The 18832-nt window shown below is 63.9% G+C and carries 21 protein-coding genes; 10 read left to right on the plus strand and 11 right to left on the minus strand.

The window, feature by feature from the left end; all coding sequences use genetic code 11:
* Window position 1: 1 nt before the first annotated feature.
* The 7 genes from tatA to P8Q88_RS12600 form a co-directional block, all read right to left on the minus strand.
* Window positions 2-232 carry a twin-arginine translocase TatA/TatE family subunit gene (gene tatA, locus P8Q88_RS12570; RefSeq protein ID WP_278324175.1) on the minus strand — a complete coding sequence of 77 codons (231 nt, stop codon included), beginning with the start codon at window positions 230-232 and terminating at the stop codon, window positions 2-4.
* A gap of 50 nt (window positions 233-282) precedes the next feature.
* Window positions 283-912: an SMC-Scp complex subunit ScpB gene (scpB, locus tag P8Q88_RS12575; protein WP_278324176.1), complete on the minus strand. Its 630-nt coding sequence runs from the start codon at window positions 910-912 to the stop codon at window positions 283-285.
* Window positions 905-1720, minus strand: coding sequence for a segregation and condensation protein A (locus P8Q88_RS12580; protein WP_278324177.1), 816 nt, complete (start codon window positions 1718-1720; stop codon window positions 905-907). The genes scpB and P8Q88_RS12580 overlap by 8 nt, the downstream gene beginning before the upstream one ends.
* 2 nt (window positions 1721-1722) lie before the next feature.
* Complete coding sequence (nagZ, locus tag P8Q88_RS12585; RefSeq protein ID WP_278324178.1) at window positions 1723-2742, minus strand: beta-N-acetylhexosaminidase; 1020 nt, start codon at window positions 2740-2742, stop codon at window positions 1723-1725.
* Between the two features lie 79 nt (window positions 2743-2821).
* Window positions 2822-3538, minus strand: a complete 717-nt coding sequence (locus tag P8Q88_RS12590) for an SPOR domain-containing protein (RefSeq protein WP_278324179.1) — start codon at window positions 3536-3538, stop codon at window positions 2822-2824.
* A 2-nt stretch (window positions 3539-3540) separates the two neighbouring features.
* Window positions 3541-5280: an arginine--tRNA ligase gene (argS, locus tag P8Q88_RS12595; protein ID WP_278324180.1), complete on the minus strand. Its 1740-nt coding sequence runs from the start codon at window positions 5278-5280 to the stop codon at window positions 3541-3543.
* A gap of 47 nt (window positions 5281-5327) precedes the next feature.
* A complete protein-coding gene (locus P8Q88_RS12600) occupies window positions 5328-5978 on the minus strand; it encodes a hypothetical protein (protein ID WP_278324181.1) in 651 nt (216 codons plus the stop codon).
* Window positions 5979-6075: 97 nt separating this feature from the next.
* Here P8Q88_RS12600 and ispH point away from each other — a divergent pair, with 97 nt between their 5' ends.
* From ispH to rnhA, 3 genes are read left to right on the plus strand one after another with little or no spacing between them, the layout of a single operon-like run.
* Window positions 6076-7059 (plus strand): 4-hydroxy-3-methylbut-2-enyl diphosphate reductase, encoded by a 984-nt coding sequence (ispH, locus tag P8Q88_RS12605; RefSeq protein ID WP_278324182.1) that lies wholly within the window; start codon window positions 6076-6078, stop codon window positions 7057-7059.
* Window positions 7060-8031, plus strand: a complete 972-nt coding sequence (gene thrB / locus P8Q88_RS12610) for a homoserine kinase (RefSeq protein ID WP_278324183.1) — start codon at window positions 7060-7062, stop codon at window positions 8029-8031.
* Window positions 8028-8474: a ribonuclease HI gene (gene rnhA, locus P8Q88_RS12615; RefSeq protein WP_278324184.1), complete on the plus strand. Its 447-nt coding sequence runs from the start codon at window positions 8028-8030 to the stop codon at window positions 8472-8474. Before thrB ends, rnhA begins: the two co-directional genes overlap by 4 nt.
* A gap of 7 nt (window positions 8475-8481) precedes the next feature.
* On the opposite strand, the gene P8Q88_RS12620 is transcribed toward rnhA, so the two are convergent.
* The 3 genes from P8Q88_RS12620 to P8Q88_RS12630 all read right to left on the minus strand — a co-directional run bounded on the left by P8Q88_RS12620 (window position 8482) and on the right by P8Q88_RS12630 (window position 10767).
* Complete coding sequence (locus P8Q88_RS12620) at window positions 8482-8658, minus strand: YegP family protein (RefSeq protein WP_278324185.1); 177 nt, start codon at window positions 8656-8658, stop codon at window positions 8482-8484.
* Window positions 8659-8725: 67 nt separating this feature from the next.
* Window positions 8726-9817: an NAD(P)/FAD-dependent oxidoreductase gene (locus P8Q88_RS12625; protein ID WP_446532562.1), complete on the minus strand. Its 1092-nt coding sequence runs from the start codon at window positions 9815-9817 to the stop codon at window positions 8726-8728.
* A 2-nt stretch (window positions 9818-9819) separates the two neighbouring features.
* Complete coding sequence (locus P8Q88_RS12630; RefSeq protein ID WP_278324187.1) at window positions 9820-10767, minus strand: alpha/beta hydrolase; 948 nt, start codon at window positions 10765-10767, stop codon at window positions 9820-9822.
* A gap of 95 nt (window positions 10768-10862) precedes the next feature.
* Between P8Q88_RS12630 and P8Q88_RS12635 the strand changes: the two genes are divergently transcribed.
* The 7 genes from P8Q88_RS12635 to P8Q88_RS12665 all read left to right on the plus strand — a co-directional run bounded on the left by P8Q88_RS12635 (window position 10863) and on the right by P8Q88_RS12665 (window position 18261).
* A complete protein-coding gene (locus tag P8Q88_RS12635) occupies window positions 10863-11354 on the plus strand; it encodes an A24 family peptidase (RefSeq protein ID WP_278324188.1) in 492 nt (163 codons plus the stop codon).
* 93 nt (window positions 11355-11447) lie between these two features.
* The gene (gene cpaB / locus P8Q88_RS12640; protein WP_278324189.1) at window positions 11448-12587 is read left to right on the plus strand and encodes a Flp pilus assembly protein CpaB; all 1140 of its coding nucleotides are present in this window, start codon (window positions 11448-11450) and stop codon (window positions 12585-12587) included.
* Between the two features lie 29 nt (window positions 12588-12616).
* A complete protein-coding gene (locus tag P8Q88_RS12645) occupies window positions 12617-14230 on the plus strand; it encodes a type II and III secretion system protein family protein (protein ID WP_278324190.1) in 1614 nt (537 codons plus the stop codon).
* Window positions 14231-14244: 14 nt separating this feature from the next.
* A complete protein-coding gene (locus tag P8Q88_RS12650; protein WP_278324191.1) occupies window positions 14245-14892 on the plus strand; it encodes a CpaD family pilus assembly protein in 648 nt (215 codons plus the stop codon).
* 3 nt (window positions 14893-14895) lie between these two features.
* The gene (locus P8Q88_RS12655; RefSeq protein WP_278324192.1) at window positions 14896-16191 is read left to right on the plus strand and encodes a pilus assembly protein CpaE; all 1296 of its coding nucleotides are present in this window, start codon (window positions 14896-14898) and stop codon (window positions 16189-16191) included.
* Between the two features lie 72 nt (window positions 16192-16263).
* A complete protein-coding gene (locus P8Q88_RS12660) occupies window positions 16264-17235 on the plus strand; it encodes a type II secretion system F family protein (protein WP_278324193.1) in 972 nt (323 codons plus the stop codon).
* A gap of 18 nt (window positions 17236-17253) precedes the next feature.
* A complete protein-coding gene (locus tag P8Q88_RS12665; RefSeq protein WP_278324194.1) occupies window positions 17254-18261 on the plus strand; it encodes a type II secretion system F family protein in 1008 nt (335 codons plus the stop codon).
* A 45-nt stretch (window positions 18262-18306) separates the two neighbouring features.
* Here the strand turns inward: P8Q88_RS12665 and P8Q88_RS12670 are convergent, their stop codons facing one another.
* Complete coding sequence (locus tag P8Q88_RS12670) at window positions 18307-18777, minus strand: MarR family winged helix-turn-helix transcriptional regulator (RefSeq protein WP_278324195.1); 471 nt, start codon at window positions 18775-18777, stop codon at window positions 18307-18309.
* Window positions 18778-18832 lie beyond the last annotated feature (55 nt).

Consider the following 18832-nt stretch of genomic DNA (forward strand, 5'->3'; position numbering starts at 1 on the left):
CCTATTTGGAGTCGCTGGGCGACTTGACCTGGCTGTCCTGCAAGCCGTCTTCGGCAGGTTTGGCTTCGTGGCCGAGCTGCCTCGCGGGCTTCTCGTCTTCCTCGTTCATGCCCTGCTTGAAGCTTTTGATGCCCTTGCCGAAATCGCCCATCATTTCGGAGATGCGACCCCGCCCGAACAGGACGAGGATGACGATGGCAATGATGATGAGCTGCCAGGGACCGAGCGACATGATGAAACCTTTTTCGTAGCTGTCCTGCCCATATAGGCGCGTGCGCCACGCTATGCCAGTGAGCTGTCGTCTGTCGCGCTTTCTGGTTCGTCCGCCCCGTCGTCTGCCTTTGTTTCGGTCGGGGCCTCGCCCATCAGATCTTCATACGCGTCATCGACAGGATCGAGCAGGCCGGTTGCGCGCAATTCCGCCAGTCCCGGCAAGTCGCGGCGGCTTGCGAGGCCGAAGTGCTCGAGAAATTCGGGCGTCGTGGCGTAAATCGTCGGGCGCCCCGGCACTTCGCGTCGCCCGGCAATCTTCACCCAGCCGGCCTCCATCAGCACATCCAGCGTGCCACCGCTGGTCTGCACCCCGCGGATCGATTCGATTTCGGCGCGGCTGACCGGCTCGTGATAGGCGATGATCGCCAGTACCTCGGTCGCCGCGCGGCTGAGGCGGCGCAGTTGCTCCTTCTCGCGGCGCAGCAGGTGCGCGAGATCGGGCGCGGTTTCGAAGTGCCAGCGCTTGCCGCGCTCGACCAGGCGGATGCCGCGATCCTCGTAATGCGCCGCGAGCGCATGCAACGCATCGCGGACCTCGCCCGGTGCCGCATCGCCGAGAAACGCGGAGAGCGCATCCGCCGACATCGGCTCTTCGGCAGCGAACAGCGCCGCTTCCACCGCCCGCGCGAGATCATCCATTAGTCGATGCCCGGCGCAGATGGAGGGGACCGAACGTCTCGTCCTGCTGCAACTCGGCCTTGCCCAGCCGGGCGAGCTCTAGCGCAGCGACGAAGCTGGAGGCGAGCGCCGACTTTCGCAATCGCGGTTCCGCATGGGGCGGGAGGAAGTCCTGCAACTCCATCCAGTCCAGTGTCACGCCAAGCATGTGGGAGACGCGGTCGAGCGCGCTTTCGAGCGTCATGACCGGCCGTTCGCGGACCATGTGGATCGCAGGAGCGGTGCGCGCCTTGACCCGTCCATAGGCCTCGATCAGCGCATACTGATCGCATTGCCACAAGGTCTTGCGGGCGATCTCGAGACCTTCGGGCGCCGCGCGCAGGAAGACGTCGCGCCCGATCCGGTCGCCGCCCATCAGCCGCGCCGCCGCATCGCGCATCGCGCCGAGTCGCTGGAGCCGCAATTGCAGCTTCAGCGCAAGCTCTTCGGGGCTCGGATCCTCCTGCTCGTCCTTCGGGAGGAGCATCGCCGACTTGAGGTAGGCCAGCCACGCGGCCATCACGAGATAATCGGCTGCCAATTCCAGCTTCAGCGCCCCGGCCTGCTCTATATAGTCGAGATACTGGTCGACCAGCGCCAGGATCGAGATCGAGCGCAAATCGACCTTTTGCCGCCGCGCGAGGTCGAGCAACAGGTCGAGCGGACCTTCCCAGCCGTCGAGCTCGAGATAAAGTGCCTTCCCGCTTGCGGGTGTGGGCGACGCAATGCCATCCCAGCTCTCATCCGCCTCGCTTTGCGGTGGATCGGAAAAGAGCAGGCCCTCGTTCATGGTCAGGCCGCCTGATCTGCGATGGCCAGCAATGCATCGCGTCTGGCCAGCAGTTCGGATGCATCGATCGTGTCACGCGGATCACCCATCGCTGCGTGAACCCGATCCAGGCGCTCGGCAGCCTGCTCCGATATCGTTCCGCACCGTTCGACGATGCCCTGCATGTCGTCGAGCTTGGCCCAGCAATTCAGGACGATGTCGCAGCCGGCCGCCAGAGCTTTCTCCGCACGATCCGGGATCGAGCCGTCGAGGGCCTGCATGTCGATGTCGTCGGTCAGCATCAAACCGTCGAAGCCGATATCGCCGCGAATAACCTTCTCTATCACGGTGGATGACAGCGTCGCAGGATGCCTAGCGTCCCACGCGGTGAAGACGATGTGCGCGCTCATGCCGAGCGGATGGTGGGACAGGGAGCGGAAAGGTTCGATATCGGCTTCGAGCTCGGCCGCGCTGGCATTCACGACCGGCAATTCCTTGTGCGTGTCGCAAGTCGCCCGCCCGTGGCCAGGCATGTGCTTAAGGCAACCGACGACACCGGCGCGGCCCATCCCGTCCAGCACGGCGCGCCCGAGCGCCGCCACCTGCATCGGCTCGCTGCCCAACGCACGGTCACCGATGACCTCATCGGTTTCCGGCCGGCGCACGTCGAACGGGGCATGATAGTCGACGCTGATCCCCGCAAGGGCGAGTTCGAGCGCCATGGCTTCCGCATTACAGCGGGCTGCCTCGATAGCGGACGCCGGAGCGATTTCGTATAACTTAGCAAATGCCTCACCAGCGGGATAGCGCGGCCATTCTGGCGGTTTCATTCGCGCAACCCGACCGCCCTCCTGGTCGATTGAAACGATCAGCCGGTCGCGGCCTTGGATGCTGCGCAAATCGTCGGTCAGACGCCGCAACTGGTCGCGCGTCTCGCAATTGCGGGCGAAAAGTATGTAACCCGCCGGATCGGCCTCCTTGAAGAAGGCGCGCTCGTTGGCCGTAAGTTCCAGGCCGGAAATGCCGAAAATGGCGGGTGTCATGGCGGTAGCCTGCGGGTTTTCGCGCCGAGCGCAAGTGCCCTGCGCGCGCGAAGTGTGGAAATTGCAGTCCTCGCAGCTGCTATTTTACGAAGCAGGCGAGCCCATCGTCCTTCAGGGCCTGACACAAGCGAGTGGCCGCCGACCGATCGCCGGGCAATGCCTGCAGCCGATACACCGTGCCGATGTCGACCCGCGCCTCCACCACGCGATGGCGGACGCCCAAAAGCGCCTCGGTCTGGCGGATCATGCGTGCCCAGGCGTCTTCGGCATCGGCACGGCTGGGGAAGGCGCCAACCTGGACAGCCGTCCCGTCATTTGCCGGAACCGGTTCCGGCGCCGCGCGATCGGCGGGGCTTTCCGCCGGCGCGTCGGTCTCGGTAATCGTCGATGCTATCGACGGGCCACCCGCCGACGCTTGCTGCGGTGTGTCGGCCAGGCGCCCCTCGCGAGTCAGGCCTTCGCCGACGGCAAAGCTGGCATCGCCGGTCCCGGGGAAGACCTTGCCGCCCTCCCGCATCGGCGGTGTCTTGTAGGGTTCTTCCGGCGCGGCGATCAGGCTGCCATCGGCGGGCGGCTCGTCCGAACTTGCCTGCCCGAAGAACCAGATGCCACCGCCGACAAGCCCGAGCGCCAGCAACGCCAGCACGCCGAGCAGCACCATGCGGCCCGTATCGACTCCGCCGCGCGCGTCGTCTGGCTCGGTGCTTTCAAGCCACGGCAGGCTTTCGTCCTCGGCCAGGTCGAGCTCGTCCTCGCTCTCCCAGTCCTCGTCGGTGTCGTAGGGCGTTGCCGCCATGCTCACATCTCCTCGACCGCCTCGACCCCCAGAATGGCGAGACCGTTGCGAATGACCTGTCCCACGGCGTCGACCAGAAACAGACGCGCGGCTGTCAATTCAGCATCGCCTTCCTGAATGATCCGCCTAGAGGGATCGTCATTACCCGCATTCCAGAAACTGTGGAAGGCGGCAGCGAGATCGCCCAGGAAAAAGGCAATGCGATGCGGCTCGCGCGCCTTGGCCGCAGATTCGACCACGCGCGGGAATTGCGCCGCTTCGCGCACAAGCGCCAGTTCGTCTGCGCCCAGCCGGTCGAGATGCTCCGCCGATGGCTCGACGCCTGCCTTGCGCATGGTCGAACGGATGCGCGCATGGGCATACTGCAGGTAGAAGACCGGATTGTCCTTCGACGCCTCGACCACCTTGGCAAAATCGAATTCCATCTGGGCTTCGGGCTTGCGGGTCAGCATGGTGAAGCGCACCACGTCCTTACCCACCTCCTCGACCATATCGGCGATGGTGACGAAATTGCCCGAGCGCTTCGACATCTTGATCGGCTCGCCATTCCGCATCAGCTGGACCATCTGGACCAGCTTTACATCGAAGGGAATTGCCTTGCCTTCCCCTTTGGACAAAGCAGCGACAGCAGCCTTGATCCGCTTGACCGTGCCTGCATGGTCCGCGCCCCAGATGTCGATCAGCTCGTCAGCGGATTGGGCCTTCTGCAGGTGGTAGGCGAGGTCGGCCCCGAAATAGGTCCAGGCGCCGTTCGATTTCTTGATCGGGCGATCCTGATCGTCGCCGAACTGGGTCGAGCGGAACAGCGGCAGTTCGACCGGCTCCCAGTCCTCCGGCGGTGCCTTGCCCTTGGGGGCTTCGAGCACGCCGTCATAGACGAAGCCATGGTCGCGAAGCCACGCTTCGGCAGCCTCGGGCTTCTTGGCCGCCTGCAGTTCGGCTTCGGAAGAAAACAGGTCGTGATGGATGCCTAGCAGCGCGAGATCCTCGCGGATCATGTCCATCATCGCGGCGACCGCCTGCTCGCGGAAGATCGGCAGCCAATCGCTTTCCGGCGCGTCCTTGTACGCATCGCCGAATTGCTGCTTCAGCCGCTCGCCGACCGGCTTGAGATAGTCGCCCGGATAGAGGCCCTCGGGGATTTCGCCGATGTCCTCGCCCAGCGCTTCCTTATAGCGCAGGTGCGCGGAGCGAGCGAGCACATCGACCTGCCCGCCGGCATCATTGACGTAATACTCGCGCACCACGCGGTGGCCGGCGAACTCCAGCAGGCCCGCCAGCGCGTCGCCCACCACCGCGCCGCGGCAGTGGCCCATGTGCATCGGGCCGGTCGGATTGGCGGAGACATATTCGATATTGACCGTGCGCCCGTCGCCCATCGTCGAGCGACCGTAGTCCGCGCCGAGCGACGCGATTGCCTCAAGCTCACGCCGCCAGGCGTCGTCCGACAGGCGCATGTTGATAAAGCCCGGCCCGGCGATTTCCGTCGAGGTGATATCGGGATCGCGCTCGAGATGCTCGACGATCTTATCCGCCAGCGCGCGCGGGTTGGTCTTCGCCTGCTTGGCCAGAACCATGGCGGCATTGGTCGCAAGATCGCCATGCGAGGGATCGCGCGGCGGCTCCACCGTCACGTTGCCGCGCGGCGTTTCGGGTGGAAGCGTTCCTTCCATCTCCAGCGCGTTCAGGATTGCGTTGATCCGCGCGGCGAAGGCCGCGTGCAGGGTCTCGTTGTCAGCCATGGCGCGCGCCTAGCCCATTGGGCCAGATTCGCAAGAGAGGTCCGTGCCTAGCGGGTGGCGTTGTAACGCAGCTGATCCTGCGACAACTGGAAGCCAACGAGCAGCTCGAACGTGGCGCGTTGCACGGCAGCGCGGACGGCCGGATCGGCCAGCGGGTCGAGTGCCGCATCGGGATCGCCCGGCTCGCGCTTGCGCGTGATCTGCTCGCGAATGTCCGCCGGGAGGGTCGCATCGGCGCGATTTACGTAAGCACCGGCAGAACCGCTCGTGCTTGCCCGTTCCTGGCCGTCAGCGAATTGCAGCGTGACCTGACCCACGCGCTTGGTCACCACCTGCGAGCCGCCTCGCAGAACGGTCGAGAAATAGGGCAGCGTGACGGTGCGCGCGCCGCGCGTGTCCGTGCGGCGGGCAAGAACGTCGAAAGTCGCTTCGGTATAGACCCGCTCGCCGCCCTCGTTGCAGGTCGACCGCAGATTGGTGATCGTGGCGGTCACGTCCAGATCGGCAAGCGTGGTCGAGCCGGGGGCGCGAAAGGTCGTGATGTCGCCGGTATAGTCAGGAATGCCCACGGCCGGGCAGACGGTGCGGACAGCCTGGATACCGACACCCTCGCCAACAACGAGTTCGCCTTCACGGCTGCATCCGGCGAGCGCCAGTCCGAGAGCGAGCACGGAAAAGAGGCGATTGCGGCTGGTCATGCGGCTGATATTCCCTTGTCGAAATTCGAATTCGTCCCGCCGGGCGGGCGCGACGACGCCCTAGCTTGCGTGTGGCGAAAGCGCTAGAGGGCACCACATGAACGCCCCCTTTCCATCCACCGCCACGCCCGAGCGCACCGATCCGCGCCTTCCGCTCCAGTTGCTGATCGCCGCCCCGCGGGGGTTTTGCGCCGGAGTCGATCGGGCGATCGAGATCGTCGAGCGCGCGCTCGAGAAATACGGCGCGCCGGTCTATGTCCGGCACGAGATCGTCCACAATCGCTTCGTCGTGGAAAGCCTGAAAGCCAAGGGCGCAATCTTCGTCGAAGAGCTTGACGAGGTCCCGACCGACGCACCAGTCGTCTTCAGCGCGCATGGCGTGCCCAAATCCGTTCCGGCGGAAGCCGAGCGGCGCAACATGCTGTATGTCGACGCCACCTGTCCGCTGGTCAGCAAGGTGCATCGCCAGGCCGAACGGCAGATCGAGAAGGGTCAGCACATCATCTTCATCGGCCACGACGGTCACCCGGAAGTGATCGGAACGATGGGTCAGGTGCCCGACGGCCGGATAACGCTGGTCGAGACGCTCGATGATGTCGCCGCACTGCCGTTCACGCAGGATGACAAGCTGTCGTTCCTCACACAGACGACGCTTTCGGTCGACGACACCCGCGACCTCGTCGAAGCGCTGCAGGCGCGCTATCCGCAGATCGTCGGGCCGAAGGCGGAAGACATCTGCTATGCCACCAGCAACCGGCAGGCTGCGGTCAAGAAAATCGCGCCCGCCAGCGATCTGGTACTCGTCATCGGCGCGCCAAATTCGTCGAACTCCCTGCGGCTTGTCGAAGTGTCCGAACGCCTCGGGACCGACGCATATCTGATCCAGCGCGCCGAGGAGATCGATCCCGCCTGGCTGGAAGGCGTTGGGACGCTGGGCCTGACGGCTGGAGCATCCGCGCCCGAAAAACTCGTGCGCGAGGTGGTCGATCGCCTGTCCGAATGGCGCGATGTGCGCGAAGAGACGATCATGACCGCCGAGGAGAACATGATCTTCAAGTTGCCGCGCCAACTTACCGAATAAGTGGCCGTCTACACCCATTTGGGCGCGGAGGCGCTGGCGGAGCTGATTGCCGCCTATGACGTCGGCGCGCTCGTTTCTGCCAAGGGCATCGCGGAGGGCGTCTCCAACTCGAACTGGTTGATCGAAACGAGCGGGCGCGACGGAAACGGCGCGCGTTTCATCCTGACCATGTACGAGCGGCGGATCGACGTCGCGGAGCTGCCTTTCTTCCTCGGCCTGCTCGATCATCTGTCCGAGAAAGGCTGCCCCGTCCCGCGCACGATCCATGATCGCAGTGGCGCTGCCTGGCGACAGGTCGATGGAAAAGCGGTCGCGCTGATCGAATTCCTTCCCGGCGTCTCGCCTACGAAGCCTGCCGATGCGCAGGCGCGATCGGTCGGTGCTGCACTGGCTGCGACCCATCTCGCCGCGCTCGACTATGACCAAAGCCGGCCCAATCCGCTCGACGTCCACCATAATGCGCAGGTCTTGGCAGCGCGCAGCACGAGTGAGCTCGAATCCGTCGATCCTCACCTGCCCGGCGTTCTCGACATGGCGCATATGGTTGCCGACCGCTGGCCCGATGACCTGCCGCGATCGGTGATCCATTCGGACCTCTTTCCCGACAATGTACTGATGCTGGGCAATCAGGTCTCTGGCATGATCGACTTCTATTTCGCCTGCAGCGACGCCATGGCCTACGACCTCGCAGTCACGCATGCCGCCTGGAGTTTCGACTCCACCGGATCGCGATATGACGGTTCGATCGGCAGCGCCCTTGTGGCCGGATACGAGAGCGTTCGTGCGCTTGACACACGCGAGCGCGAAGCGCTGGCCACACTTGCCGAGGGGGCGTGCCTGCGGTTCGTCGCCAGCCGCCTCGAGGATTGGCTCGACACCCCGGCCGATGCGCTGGTCACGCGCAAGGACCCGATGGATTTCGTCAGACGCTGGAAATTCTATGCCAGTGAGGGCAAGGCGCTGTTCGCATGAAGAAAGTCGAAATCTTTACCGATGGTGCCTGCAAGGGAAACCCCGGCCCGGGCGGCTGGGGCGCGCTGTTGCGGATGGGCAGACACGAAAAGGAAATGTCGGGCGCCGATCCCGAAACGACCAATAATCGCATGGAAATGATTGCGGCAATCAAGGCGCTTTCCGCACTCATCGAGCCATGTGAGGTCGACCTCTACACCGACAGCAAATACCTGATCGACGGCATCACGAAGTGGGTGCACGGCTGGAAAAGGCGCGGCTGGATCAATGCCAGCAAGAAGCCCGTGCGCAATGCCGAGCTATGGCACGAGCTCATCGAACTGACCGCCAATCACACCGTTCACTGGCACTGGGTGAAGGGCCACAATGGCCATCCCGAAAACGAACGAGTGGACAAGCTCGCCAGCGACGCGGCCGAAACCGTCGCCGCCGGCGGCGCCTGAGTTCGCTTCAGCTATTGTCGACGACGTCGGCCCCCGGGCCGTTCTTCTTCATCGATTCGATCGCCGCCTTGGCGCTCGACTTCGAACTGTATCCCTCTGTCGAGAACATGATCTCCGAATTGAACTTGAACCGCACGCGAAACTCGCCCGCCTTGTCCTTGTAGATCTCGAACATGTGAGCCATGGATTTCGGTCTCCCCGTCTGTTTGGCCTCGTTGGAGGCCGCACTCTAACAAATGATATGCCTTTGGCTAGGTGAAGCGGTCCGGGTCATAGAGGGCCGCATCGATCCCTTCCGTCATGGCATCGGGCGCGCTGTCGGTCAGCCGTTGCGCGGCAAGTCTTGCTGCCGCTGGCGAAGTCTGAATCCCGAACCCACCTTGACCGGCGAACCAGGCAAACCCTTCGACCAGCGGATCCCAGCCGTAGACCGGGCGGCGATCGGGCGCGAAACTGCGCAGGCCCGCCCACTTGCGTTCCGCTGCTTCGACGTGCCAGTCGACCACGCGCTCGAAGCGAGCGATGGCCTGCGCTACGTCGAGCTCTTCCGGTGCGGCGTCGCAAGGCTCGCTTGGTATCTCGTCATGGGGGCTGAGCCAGATGCGGCCCGACTCCGGTTTGAAATAGAACTGCCCCTCGATGTCGAGGACCAGCGGCATGTCGGCCGGCGCCTCCGGACTGACGCGCAATTGCACGACGGTCCGCCTTAAGGGCTGGATGCCAATCGGCCGGGCACCGGCGAGCAACGCGACCTTGTCGGCCCATGCGCCTGCGGCGTTGACGATGGCCTGCGCGCTCCATCTCTCGCCACTGTCGCTTTCAAGCAACCAATGATGATCACGCCGGGCGATACCGGCGACTTGCGCCCGGCAAACGATTTCGGTGCCCGCTCGCTGGGCTAGGGTCAGATAATGCTGATGCAGCCGGGCGACGTCGATATCCGCACAGGCCGGCTCCCATATTGCCGAGGTCCAGGACTCGCGTACGCCCGGCACATGGCGGGCCAACCCTTCGCGCCCCAGCCGTTCGATCGAGACACCGGTGTCGGCGAAGCGTCGTTCGAAAGCGTCGAGCGCCGTCACATCGCTTTCGCGCCCGATATAGAGAGCGCCGCGATTTGTCAGGAAGCCGCCTTCGCGCAGGTAGTCGCCGGAGGCCAGCGTGAGCGGGACGATATCCGGCCCGCCGTAGCATTCCTCCCAGAACGCTGCCGAGCGGCCGGTAGCGTGATAGCCGGGGAAATCCTCTGCCTCGAGCAGCAGGGTCCGCGCGCCATAGGCCGACAATTCGGCCGCCAGGCTCGCTCCGGCGATGCCGGCCCCGATGATCGCGAAATCGTACATGCTCACCCGTTTGCGGGTGCGACCCGGTCGAGGAATTCGGCAATCGCCGCCATGGCTCGGTCGCGGACCGCGTCGACCTCGCGCAGGATTTCATGGTGTGCCTCGGGCCCGAATTCGACGAGTTCGCCACGCGGCAGGCGTTCGCTGGCCCGCACGGCGGCTTCGTGACTGACGAGCTTGTCGTTGCTGGTGCTGACGATCAGCACGGGCATATCGACCCGCTCCATGGCACCTTTGGCTTCCAGCGCCCGCGTGGAGGCATAGGCGCGCTCCACCCAGCCCCAGCTGCCTGGCCCCATTACAAGTTCGGGGCGTTTCTCGCGCCACCAAGCCTCGTCGGCATAGCGTTCCGCATGATGGCTCAGGAGCTCGCGCCGGCGCGCGGGTACCTCGCCCGGTTTCTCGCTCCACTTCCACGCCGGACGGGTCGGCTTGCCGATGCGGGTCATCACTTTCGCCACGCCATGCAGAAGGGCAAGCGGCAACGGCGGGCCGGACATGCCGAGCATCGGAGCGCTGAGGACGACCGCCGCGGGATCGACCCTGCCGTCGACGAGCGCGCGCATGACCAGATGTCCGCCCATGGAATGGCCTGCCAGGATGTGCGGCCCGGGGGTTGCGTTCTTCCACTCGCTCCAGAGCGCGGCGAGATCCGCAACCCAGTCGTCGAAATCCTCGATATGGCCGGTGACGTCGTCGTCGCCGAGGCGTCCGGACCCGGCCTGCCCGCGCCAGTCAGCTGCAGTCACCCGCCAACCGGCGCGGTGCCATTCTTCCAGCGTTTCGAGGTATTTTTCGTAGAAATCGCCGCGCCCGGGGAAAAACAGGATCGACCCGCGCGCAGGCTGCGCCCCAGGCCAGTCTATGCGGCGCAGCGCGTGTCCGTCGGGCGCGGACCAGGTCGTTTCGCGGGCATGGTCTGGAATGGCGCGGCGATCGATTACTGTCATGTCATTGTCGTCCAAGGGGGCTGCGCTCCGCTATGGTTACCGTTTGGTAAGCCCTGTTCGGTAAATGTCCCCACGAAAGGAATTTCGGGGGCATCATGGCCGGTCTTGAATTCACCTACGTATTGCTCGGCGGATTGGCAATCGCACTGCTTGTGGCGGCGGTTACCGATCTCAAGAGCCGCACCATCGGCAACCGGCTGAACATGGCCATCGCGCTGGGCGCGCCGCTGTGGTGGTGGGCAAGCGGCCTGGCCTTGTGGCCGGGCGTCGCCTGGCAGCTTGGCTTTGCCGGCCTCGTGTTTGCGATATGCTGCGGCCTGTTTGCCATTCGCCAGATGGGCGGCGGCGATGTGAAGCTGCTGACTGTACTGGCGCTGTGGATTCCACCGGTGCCGTTTCTGAAGCTCGTGGTCATCATGGCCATCGTGGGCGGCGTCCTGACCGTACTGTTCGGCGCCCTCCATATGATGCGCCGCCGCAAGGACCGCATCGCAATTCCGTACGGGCTGGCCATCGCCATTGCCGGTCTTTGGGTGCTCGGCACCGAACAGCTGGGCCAGGTGCCCGCGATTTCGGGAATGCTGTGAAAACCCGATCTTAACCAATTCGCCCGTAAGCGGGGAAACCATACTTGCCCGCACCACGATTCCACGCGGGCCATACGAGGGGGCTAGATAGCCATGGACAGGAAGAAGCTGGTTCTGCTGGTAGGCGCGCTGATCGTTGCGGTCGGCACGGCGCTGGTTGCTCGGAGCATGTTTGCAGGGGCCGCCGCGCCCGAGGCGAATGCCGCGCAGGTCGAGGTGCAAGGACCCAAGGTACTGGTCGCGCAGCGTGCGCTGCCGGTTGGCACCATCATCACCGCCGATGCGATCGGCTTCCAGCTGTGGCCGGAAGAACTGGTGCAGAACGCCTACTTCCTCGATGGCGAAGCGGACATGTCCAAACTGCTGGGAACGGTGGTGCGCCACCCGATTACGGCAGGCGAACCGGTCACCCAGGGCGCCCTCGTCTCGCCAGGCGACCGCGGCTTCCTGGCCGCGGCTCTCAGCCCCGGCATGCGCGCCGTTACGGTTCCGGTATCGGCGCAGTCTGCCGTCGCCGGCTTCGTTTTCCCGGGCGACCGCGTCGACATGGTGCTGACGCAGACGATCGAGGGCGAGGAGGACACCAAGATGTACACCTCGGAAACCATCCTTCGTAACCTTCGCGTACTCGCCACCGACCAGTCGACGGTGACCGAGAAGGACGAAGACGGCAAGACCGTCGTCAAGCCCTTCCGCGCCGTCACGCTCGAGGTCACGCCGGCCATCGCGGAAAAGATCGCGGTTTCCCAGAGCATCGGGACGCTCAGCCTCTCGCTGCGCTCGCTCTCCGACAATCAGGGCGACCTCGAAGGCGCGCTGGCCAAGGGCAATGTGGTCATCCCCGACGATGCCACGCCCGAAGAAGAAGAACGCCTTCTGCGCCAGGCCATATCGCAGCCCGACGATGCAAGGGCGACCTTTGTCACCGGCCGCGACGTCTCGCGCTTCCAGCGTAGCAGCGTCCTGCCGAAGGGCTCGTCTGCGGCACGCAACGCCAATGCCGGCAATTTCAACCCTGCCGACCTCTTCGGCAGCAGGGAAGTCAAGCACACGGGGCCCGTCGTCAGCGTGACCCGCGGCAAGGAAACCGAAACCGTGCCGATCGGCAAGAACGGTTCGGTGGCCACGCAGGGCCAGCGCCAGCCGTCTGTCTTCGAACAGATGATGACCTCGGCCATGAAGGCTCAGGCTGAAGGCATGAACGCCGGTCAGTCCACTTCGGACAGCAATTGAAGACAGGAAGCCATTCAGGGGGCAATTCCATGAAACGTCGTCTCACTACCAAGATGCTGCTTGCCAGCCTGGCGCTTGCGCCCATGGCCAGCCTTCCCATCACCAACGCGACCGCTCAGACGATCGCGAAGCCGAGCACCGAGATCGTGCTCTCCATCGGCCGCGGCGAACTAGTAACCGTGCCGGGCGCCATGTCCAATGTCTTCGTCGCCGATGACAATGTGGCCGACGTGCAGGTCAAGTCGACCCGCCAGCTCTACGTGTTCGGCAAGTCGGGCGGCGAAACCACGGTTTATGCCAGCAATGCTGCCGGCGACATCGTCTGGTCGGCCAACGTCCGTGTCGGTTCGAATATCTCGAGCATCGACCAGATGCTGGCTCTGGCGATGCCGGCTGCCAAGGTGAATGTCGCCACGATCGGGACCAACACCGTCCTGCTGACCGGTACGGTCGGCGCGCCGGAGGATGCAGCCGAGGCTCAGCGCCTGGTCGAAGCCTTCGTCGGCGAGGATGCCAATGTCATCACTCGCCTGCGCACGGCGACGCCGCTGCAGGTCAATCTGCAGGTGAAGTTCGCCGAGGTCAGCCGCTCGCTTGTCCGCAATATCCAGGGCAACCTGACCACGCGTGACCAGTCCAACGGCTTCGTCTTCGGTGCCCAGAGCAACAATGCCGGCAACATCGTCGGCAACACGCCGGCCGAAAATGTCGTCCCGCTCGATCCTTGCGCGGTTTACGAATTCGCCTGCCGAAGCGAGCTGCGTCCCTATGACTACATCAACCAGCGGTTCGTGACGCCCAAGACGTCGTTCGAACCGGTGCGCGGTGCGCAGGACGGACTGCTGGCCTTCGGTGGCAAGCTGCTGGGTCTCGACCTTCTGGCAACGCTGAACCTGGGCGAAGAGATCGGTCTCGTCACCACCCTGTCGGAACCAAACCTGACCGCTCTTTCGGGTGAGACGGCGGAGTTCCTCGCAGGGGGCGAGTTCCCGATCCCGCAAAGCCAGGGCCTCGGCACGGTTTCGATCGAGTATAAGGACTTCGGCGTCAGTCTGGTCTATACGCCTACGGTCCTCGCCAATGGCCGCATTTCGCTGCGCGTCCGGCCCGAGGTATCGGAGCTGTCGAGCCGCGGCTCGGTCACGATCAACGGCTTCAACGTTCCCGCCCTGACCACGCGCCGTGCAGAAACGACCATCGAACTGGGTTCGGGCCAGAGCTTCATGATCGCCGGGCTGATGCAGAACAGTTCGACCAACGTCCTGGAAAAGACCCCGGGCCTGGGCGAATTGCCGATCGTCGGCAATCTGTTCCGCTCCAAGCGCTACCAGAAGGGTGAAACCGAGCTGGTCATCGTGGTCACGCCGTATCTGGTGAAGCCGGTCAACGCGAGCGACATCGTCCTTCCGACCGACGGTTTCCGCGCTCCGAACGAGATCCAGAGCATCCTGGGTTACATGGAGAACAACGGCGAAAGCGGCGCCAAGCGTCCGATGCCCACCATGCAGGAAAGCACGGAGCCCGCCACGCCGGGTCTGTCTCAGAACCAGCCGGCCGGCGGGGCGCAAGCCACTGCTGCCCCGGTCCAGCCGCGCCGCGCGGAGGCCGATCCGGTCGCCAAGCCCGGCTTCAGCTTCGAGTGAGAAGGAAACTAGCGATGCGTACCATCATGAACCGCAAGATCACGTCCGCCCTCGCCCTCTCGCTCGCACTGGGTCTGGGAGCCTGCGGCGGGATGCCGAAGAACAGTTCGCTCAATTCGACCAAGCAAGCCGTGGTCGAGCGCACCCACTACACGCTGGACGTCCAGACCAATGGCGACAGCCTGCCGGTCAGCGAACAACAGCGCCTGCTGGGCTGGTTTGAAACCATGGATCTGCGTTATGGCGACCGTGTCGCTGTCGAAGACCCGGGCTTCGGCCCCGGGGTTCGCGATACCGTGGCGCAGCTGGCCGGCCGCTTCGGCCTCTTGCTGGCCGAGGGCGCGCCCCCGACCGAAGGCTATGTCGCACCGGGCCAGGCCCGCGTCGTGATCTCGCGCACCCTCGCAAGTGTGCCGGGCTGCCCCGACTGGTCGGCCAAGAGCGACATGAATTACACCAATGCGACCTACCCGAACTACGGCTGCGCCACCAACGCCAATATGGCTGCGATGGTCGCCAATCCCGAGGATCTGGTCACCGGCCAGCAGGGCACGGGCGAGACCGTGATCCTTAGTTCCAACAAAGCCATCGACAGCTATCGCAACCAGGAGCCCACGGGCGCCGGCGGCCTGGCTGAAGTTGCCACCACCAGCGAGGACTGATCCATGAGCGCTTCACTCAAATCTGCCATGCCCGGCAATCGCGACCCTTTCGCCGCATTCCTGTGCGACGAAGCGGCGCTGGACGTCCTGCGCCCGGTGGTGATCGAGCTCGGCTGGCAGCCGGAGAAATGCAACAAGGGCGGTCTGCGCAATGCGATCCAGTCGCTGTCGGTGTCGGCTAGCCCCAACATCCTGATGGTCGACTTGTCGGAAAGCGGCGACCCGCTGAACGACATCAACGCCCTTGCCGAAGTTTGCGAACCGGGCACGGTGGTGATCGCGATTGGCCAGGTGAACGACGTTCGCCTCTATCGCGACCTGCTTGCCAGCGGCATCCACGACTATCTCCTCAAGCCGCTGAGCGCCAGCGTGCTGCGGGATTCGCTCAACCAGGCGCAGGCGGTCTTCACCGCCCCGCGCATGAGCGACGAGGAAATGGCCAAGCGGCATATTTCGACCGCGGTCATCGGAACGCGGGGCGGCGTCGGGGCATCGACGCTGGCGACCTCGCTGTCCTGGATCTTCTCGGCGGAACGCAAGATGTCGACCGCCCTGCTTGACCTCGATGTCCACTTCGGGACCGGCGCACTTACGCTCGACCTCGAACCGGGCCGCGGCCTGACCGATGCGATCGACAATCCCAGCCGTATCGACGGTCTGTTCATCGAGCGCGCCATGATCCGCGCCAACGACAATCTCGCGATCCTGTCGGCCGAAGCGCCGATCAACCAGCCGCTGATGACCGATGGTTCGGCCTTCATGCAGCTGCAGGACGAATTCCGTCACGCGTTCGAAATGACCGTGGTGGATATGCCGCGAAACATGATGATCAACTTCCCGCATCTCCTCAACGAGGTGAATGTAGTGGTGCTCGCAACGGAGATGTCGCTTGCCTCGGCGCGGGATTCGATCCGTATCCTGTCCTGGCTCAAGACCAATGCTCCGCATGCGACCCCGCTGATCATCGCCAACAAGGTCCAGCCTGGCGCTGCTGAAATCAGCAAGGTCGATTTCGAAGCTTCGATTGAACGGAAGATCGATGTCTCCGTACCCTTCGATCAGAAGGCAGCCGCCAACGCTGCCAAGCTGGGCAAGACCTTCATCGAAGCCAACGGTGCCTCGAAGGCCGGCTCGGCGATAAAGCAGGTCGCCTCGCGGATCATCGCCATCGGTCACGAAGGTGAGGAAGAAGATGGCGAGGAAGCGGCGAAGAAGTCGCTGCTCGGCGGGCTCGATTTCAAGGGACTGCTGTCGAAGAAAAAAGGCGCCAGCGCCGAACCCGCGGAAGCGGTCGAATAAGGACGCTCCGGGTCCGGCGCATGCCTCCGGACCCGGCCAGCGATCAACGAATACAGGGGACGGAGTCAGCGAATGGATATCATTCAAGTCGTATTGCTAGCGATGGGGATATTGGCCCTGCTCGCTATCGGCTATGCGCTGGTCGCCGGACCCGATGCGGCCAAAGCGAGCCAGCGGCGCCTGCAACAGGTGCGCTATCGCCACTCCGAAAGCACCGACGCAAAAGTCGAATCGCAGTTAAAAAAGGCGATCGCTTCGCGCAAACCCAAGCGGCACAAGGTCGCCGGGTCGACCTCGCGTGTCGATGCATTGGCCATCCGGCTTGATCGCACCGGTAAGAACTGGACGCTCAGCCACTACGCCTATGTCTCGATCGGTATCGGCCTCGTCGTCGCGCTCTTGCTGTTCCTGCAAAGCGGCTCGCCTGCGCTGTCACTCGGCATCGGCGTCCTGGTGGGCGCCGGCCTGCCCCACTTTATTGTTGGTCGCCAGATCAACAAGCGCACGGCACAGTTCAACGCCAAGTTCGCAGATGCCATCGAACTGCTCGTGCGCGGCCTGCGCTCCGGCCTCCCCGTAACCGAAACGCTTGCAGTCGTGTCGCAGGAAATCGGCGGCCCGGTCGGACAGGAGTTTCGCGGGATCGTGGAGCGTATCAAGATCGGCAAGACCATGGAGGATGCACTGCAGGATACTGCCGACCGTCTCGGCATTCCGGAGTTCAACTTCTTCTGCATTACCCTGGCGATCCAGCGCGAAACGGGCGGCAACCTTGCTGAAACGCTTTCGAACCTCGCCGACGTGCTGCGCAAGCGCGCGCAGATGAAGCTCAAGATCAAGGCAATGAGCTCGGAATCGAAGGCTTCCGCCTACATCGTCGGTTCGATGCCCTTCATCGTGTTCCTCCTCGTCTACGTTATGAACCCCGACTACGTCTCGGGTTTCTTCACCGACGATCGTCTGATCATCGCCGGTCTCGGCGGGCTTACGTGGATGAGCATCGGCGCCTTCATCATGGCCAAGATGGTCAACTTCGAAATCTGAGCAGGGAAGAGACTGACCATGGATCCCTCAACCGGCCCAAAGCTTCTCGGCTTCGACGTCATCCTCGTCGGCTCGATCCTCGCCGGGATCGCCGCCCTCGCCGTCCTGTTCGCGATCTATACTGCCGTCACGATCAAGGATCCGATGGCCAAGCGCGTCAAGGCGCTGGAAGGGCGCCGCGAAGAGCTGAAAAGCGGCCTCATGACCGCAGGCACGAAGAAGCGCCAGAGCCTCGTCCGCAAGACCGATACCACAGAAAAGCTCAAGGACACCTTGGGCAATATGAAGGTCCTGCAGCAGAGCCAGGTCGAGGTCGTGCAGCAGAAGCTGGCTCACGCCGGCATTCGAAACAAGGAACTCGCGGTCGTTGTGATCGCGGCGCGCATCGTCCTGCCGATCTTGCTTGGCGGAACGGCATTCCTGTGCATCTTCCTGCTTGACATGTTCCCCGACTGGGGCGGGATCAAGCGCAATGGCGCGCTCGCAGCCGCGGTGTTCGTCGGGTACAAGGGCCCCGAAATCTACATCGGCAACATCGCAAAGAAGCGTTCCGATGCCATTCGCAAAGGTCTGCCCGACGCGCTCGACTTGCTGGTCATCTGTGCCGAAGCGGGCCTGACCGTCGATGCTGCCTTCAACCGCGTCGCGAAGGAACTTGGTCGGGCCTATCCCGAACTGGGCGACGAATTCGCTCTTACGGCGATCGAACTGTCCTTCCTCAACGAGCGGCGCAAGGCCTTCAACAACCTCGCCTATCGCGTCGATCTCGATGCGGTGAAAGGCGTGGTCACGACCATGGTGCAGACGGAGAAATACGGTACGCCGCTTGCGTCTGCCCTGCGTGTCCTGTCGGCCGAATTCCGCAATGAGCGCATGATGCGCGCGGAAGAGAAGGCGGCGCGCCTGCCGGCGATCATGACCGTGCCGCTGATCCTTTTCATCCTTCCGGTCCTGTTCATCGTCATTCTTGGCCCGGCGGCCTGTTCGATCGCCGACGCCTTTAGCGGCGGAGCGATGGGCGGCTGATAGTCTCCGACCATTCCAGTTCGCCCAACGAAGCCTGGCCGACCTCTAGTCGGCCAGGCTTTGTGCGTCGAACTCACCAGCGTTTTCGCGCACGCGGTGCAGCATGTCGCGCAGCATCGCACGCTCGTCGTCGCTGAGGACGGCGAAAAGCTCTTCCTCGATCTGGCGCGCCAGCGGCATGATCCCGGCATGGACTGCCCTACCCTCCACCGTCAGTTCGAGCAGATGCGAGCGGCCGTCCTTTGCATTGGGCGAGCGCCGGACAAGTCCGCGCTCTTCCAGCCGCTTGCAGGAGCGGTTTACCGGTACCTTGTCCATCAGCGTAAGCTGCGACAGGTCCCGCTGGGTCAGCGCTCCGCTATCGCCCAGCACGGCCATGATGCGCCATTCGGTCGTCTTCAGCGCGAACCGTTTGCGATATTGCTCGGCGATGCGCGTGGAGACGGCGTTCGAGGCAACGGAAAGCTGGTAAGGCAGGAAGTCCGCGAGACGCGGCGATAGCTGGCGGCTGGGCATGGTGCCTTACTTACGCCCCATGGCCACCTTGGCAACCCGGTTGCACGCGTGACTG

Origin of the sequence: Qipengyuania marincola, assembly GCF_029688625.1 — a bacterium.
Taxonomy (GTDB): Bacteria; Pseudomonadota; Alphaproteobacteria; order Sphingomonadales; family Sphingomonadaceae; genus Qipengyuania.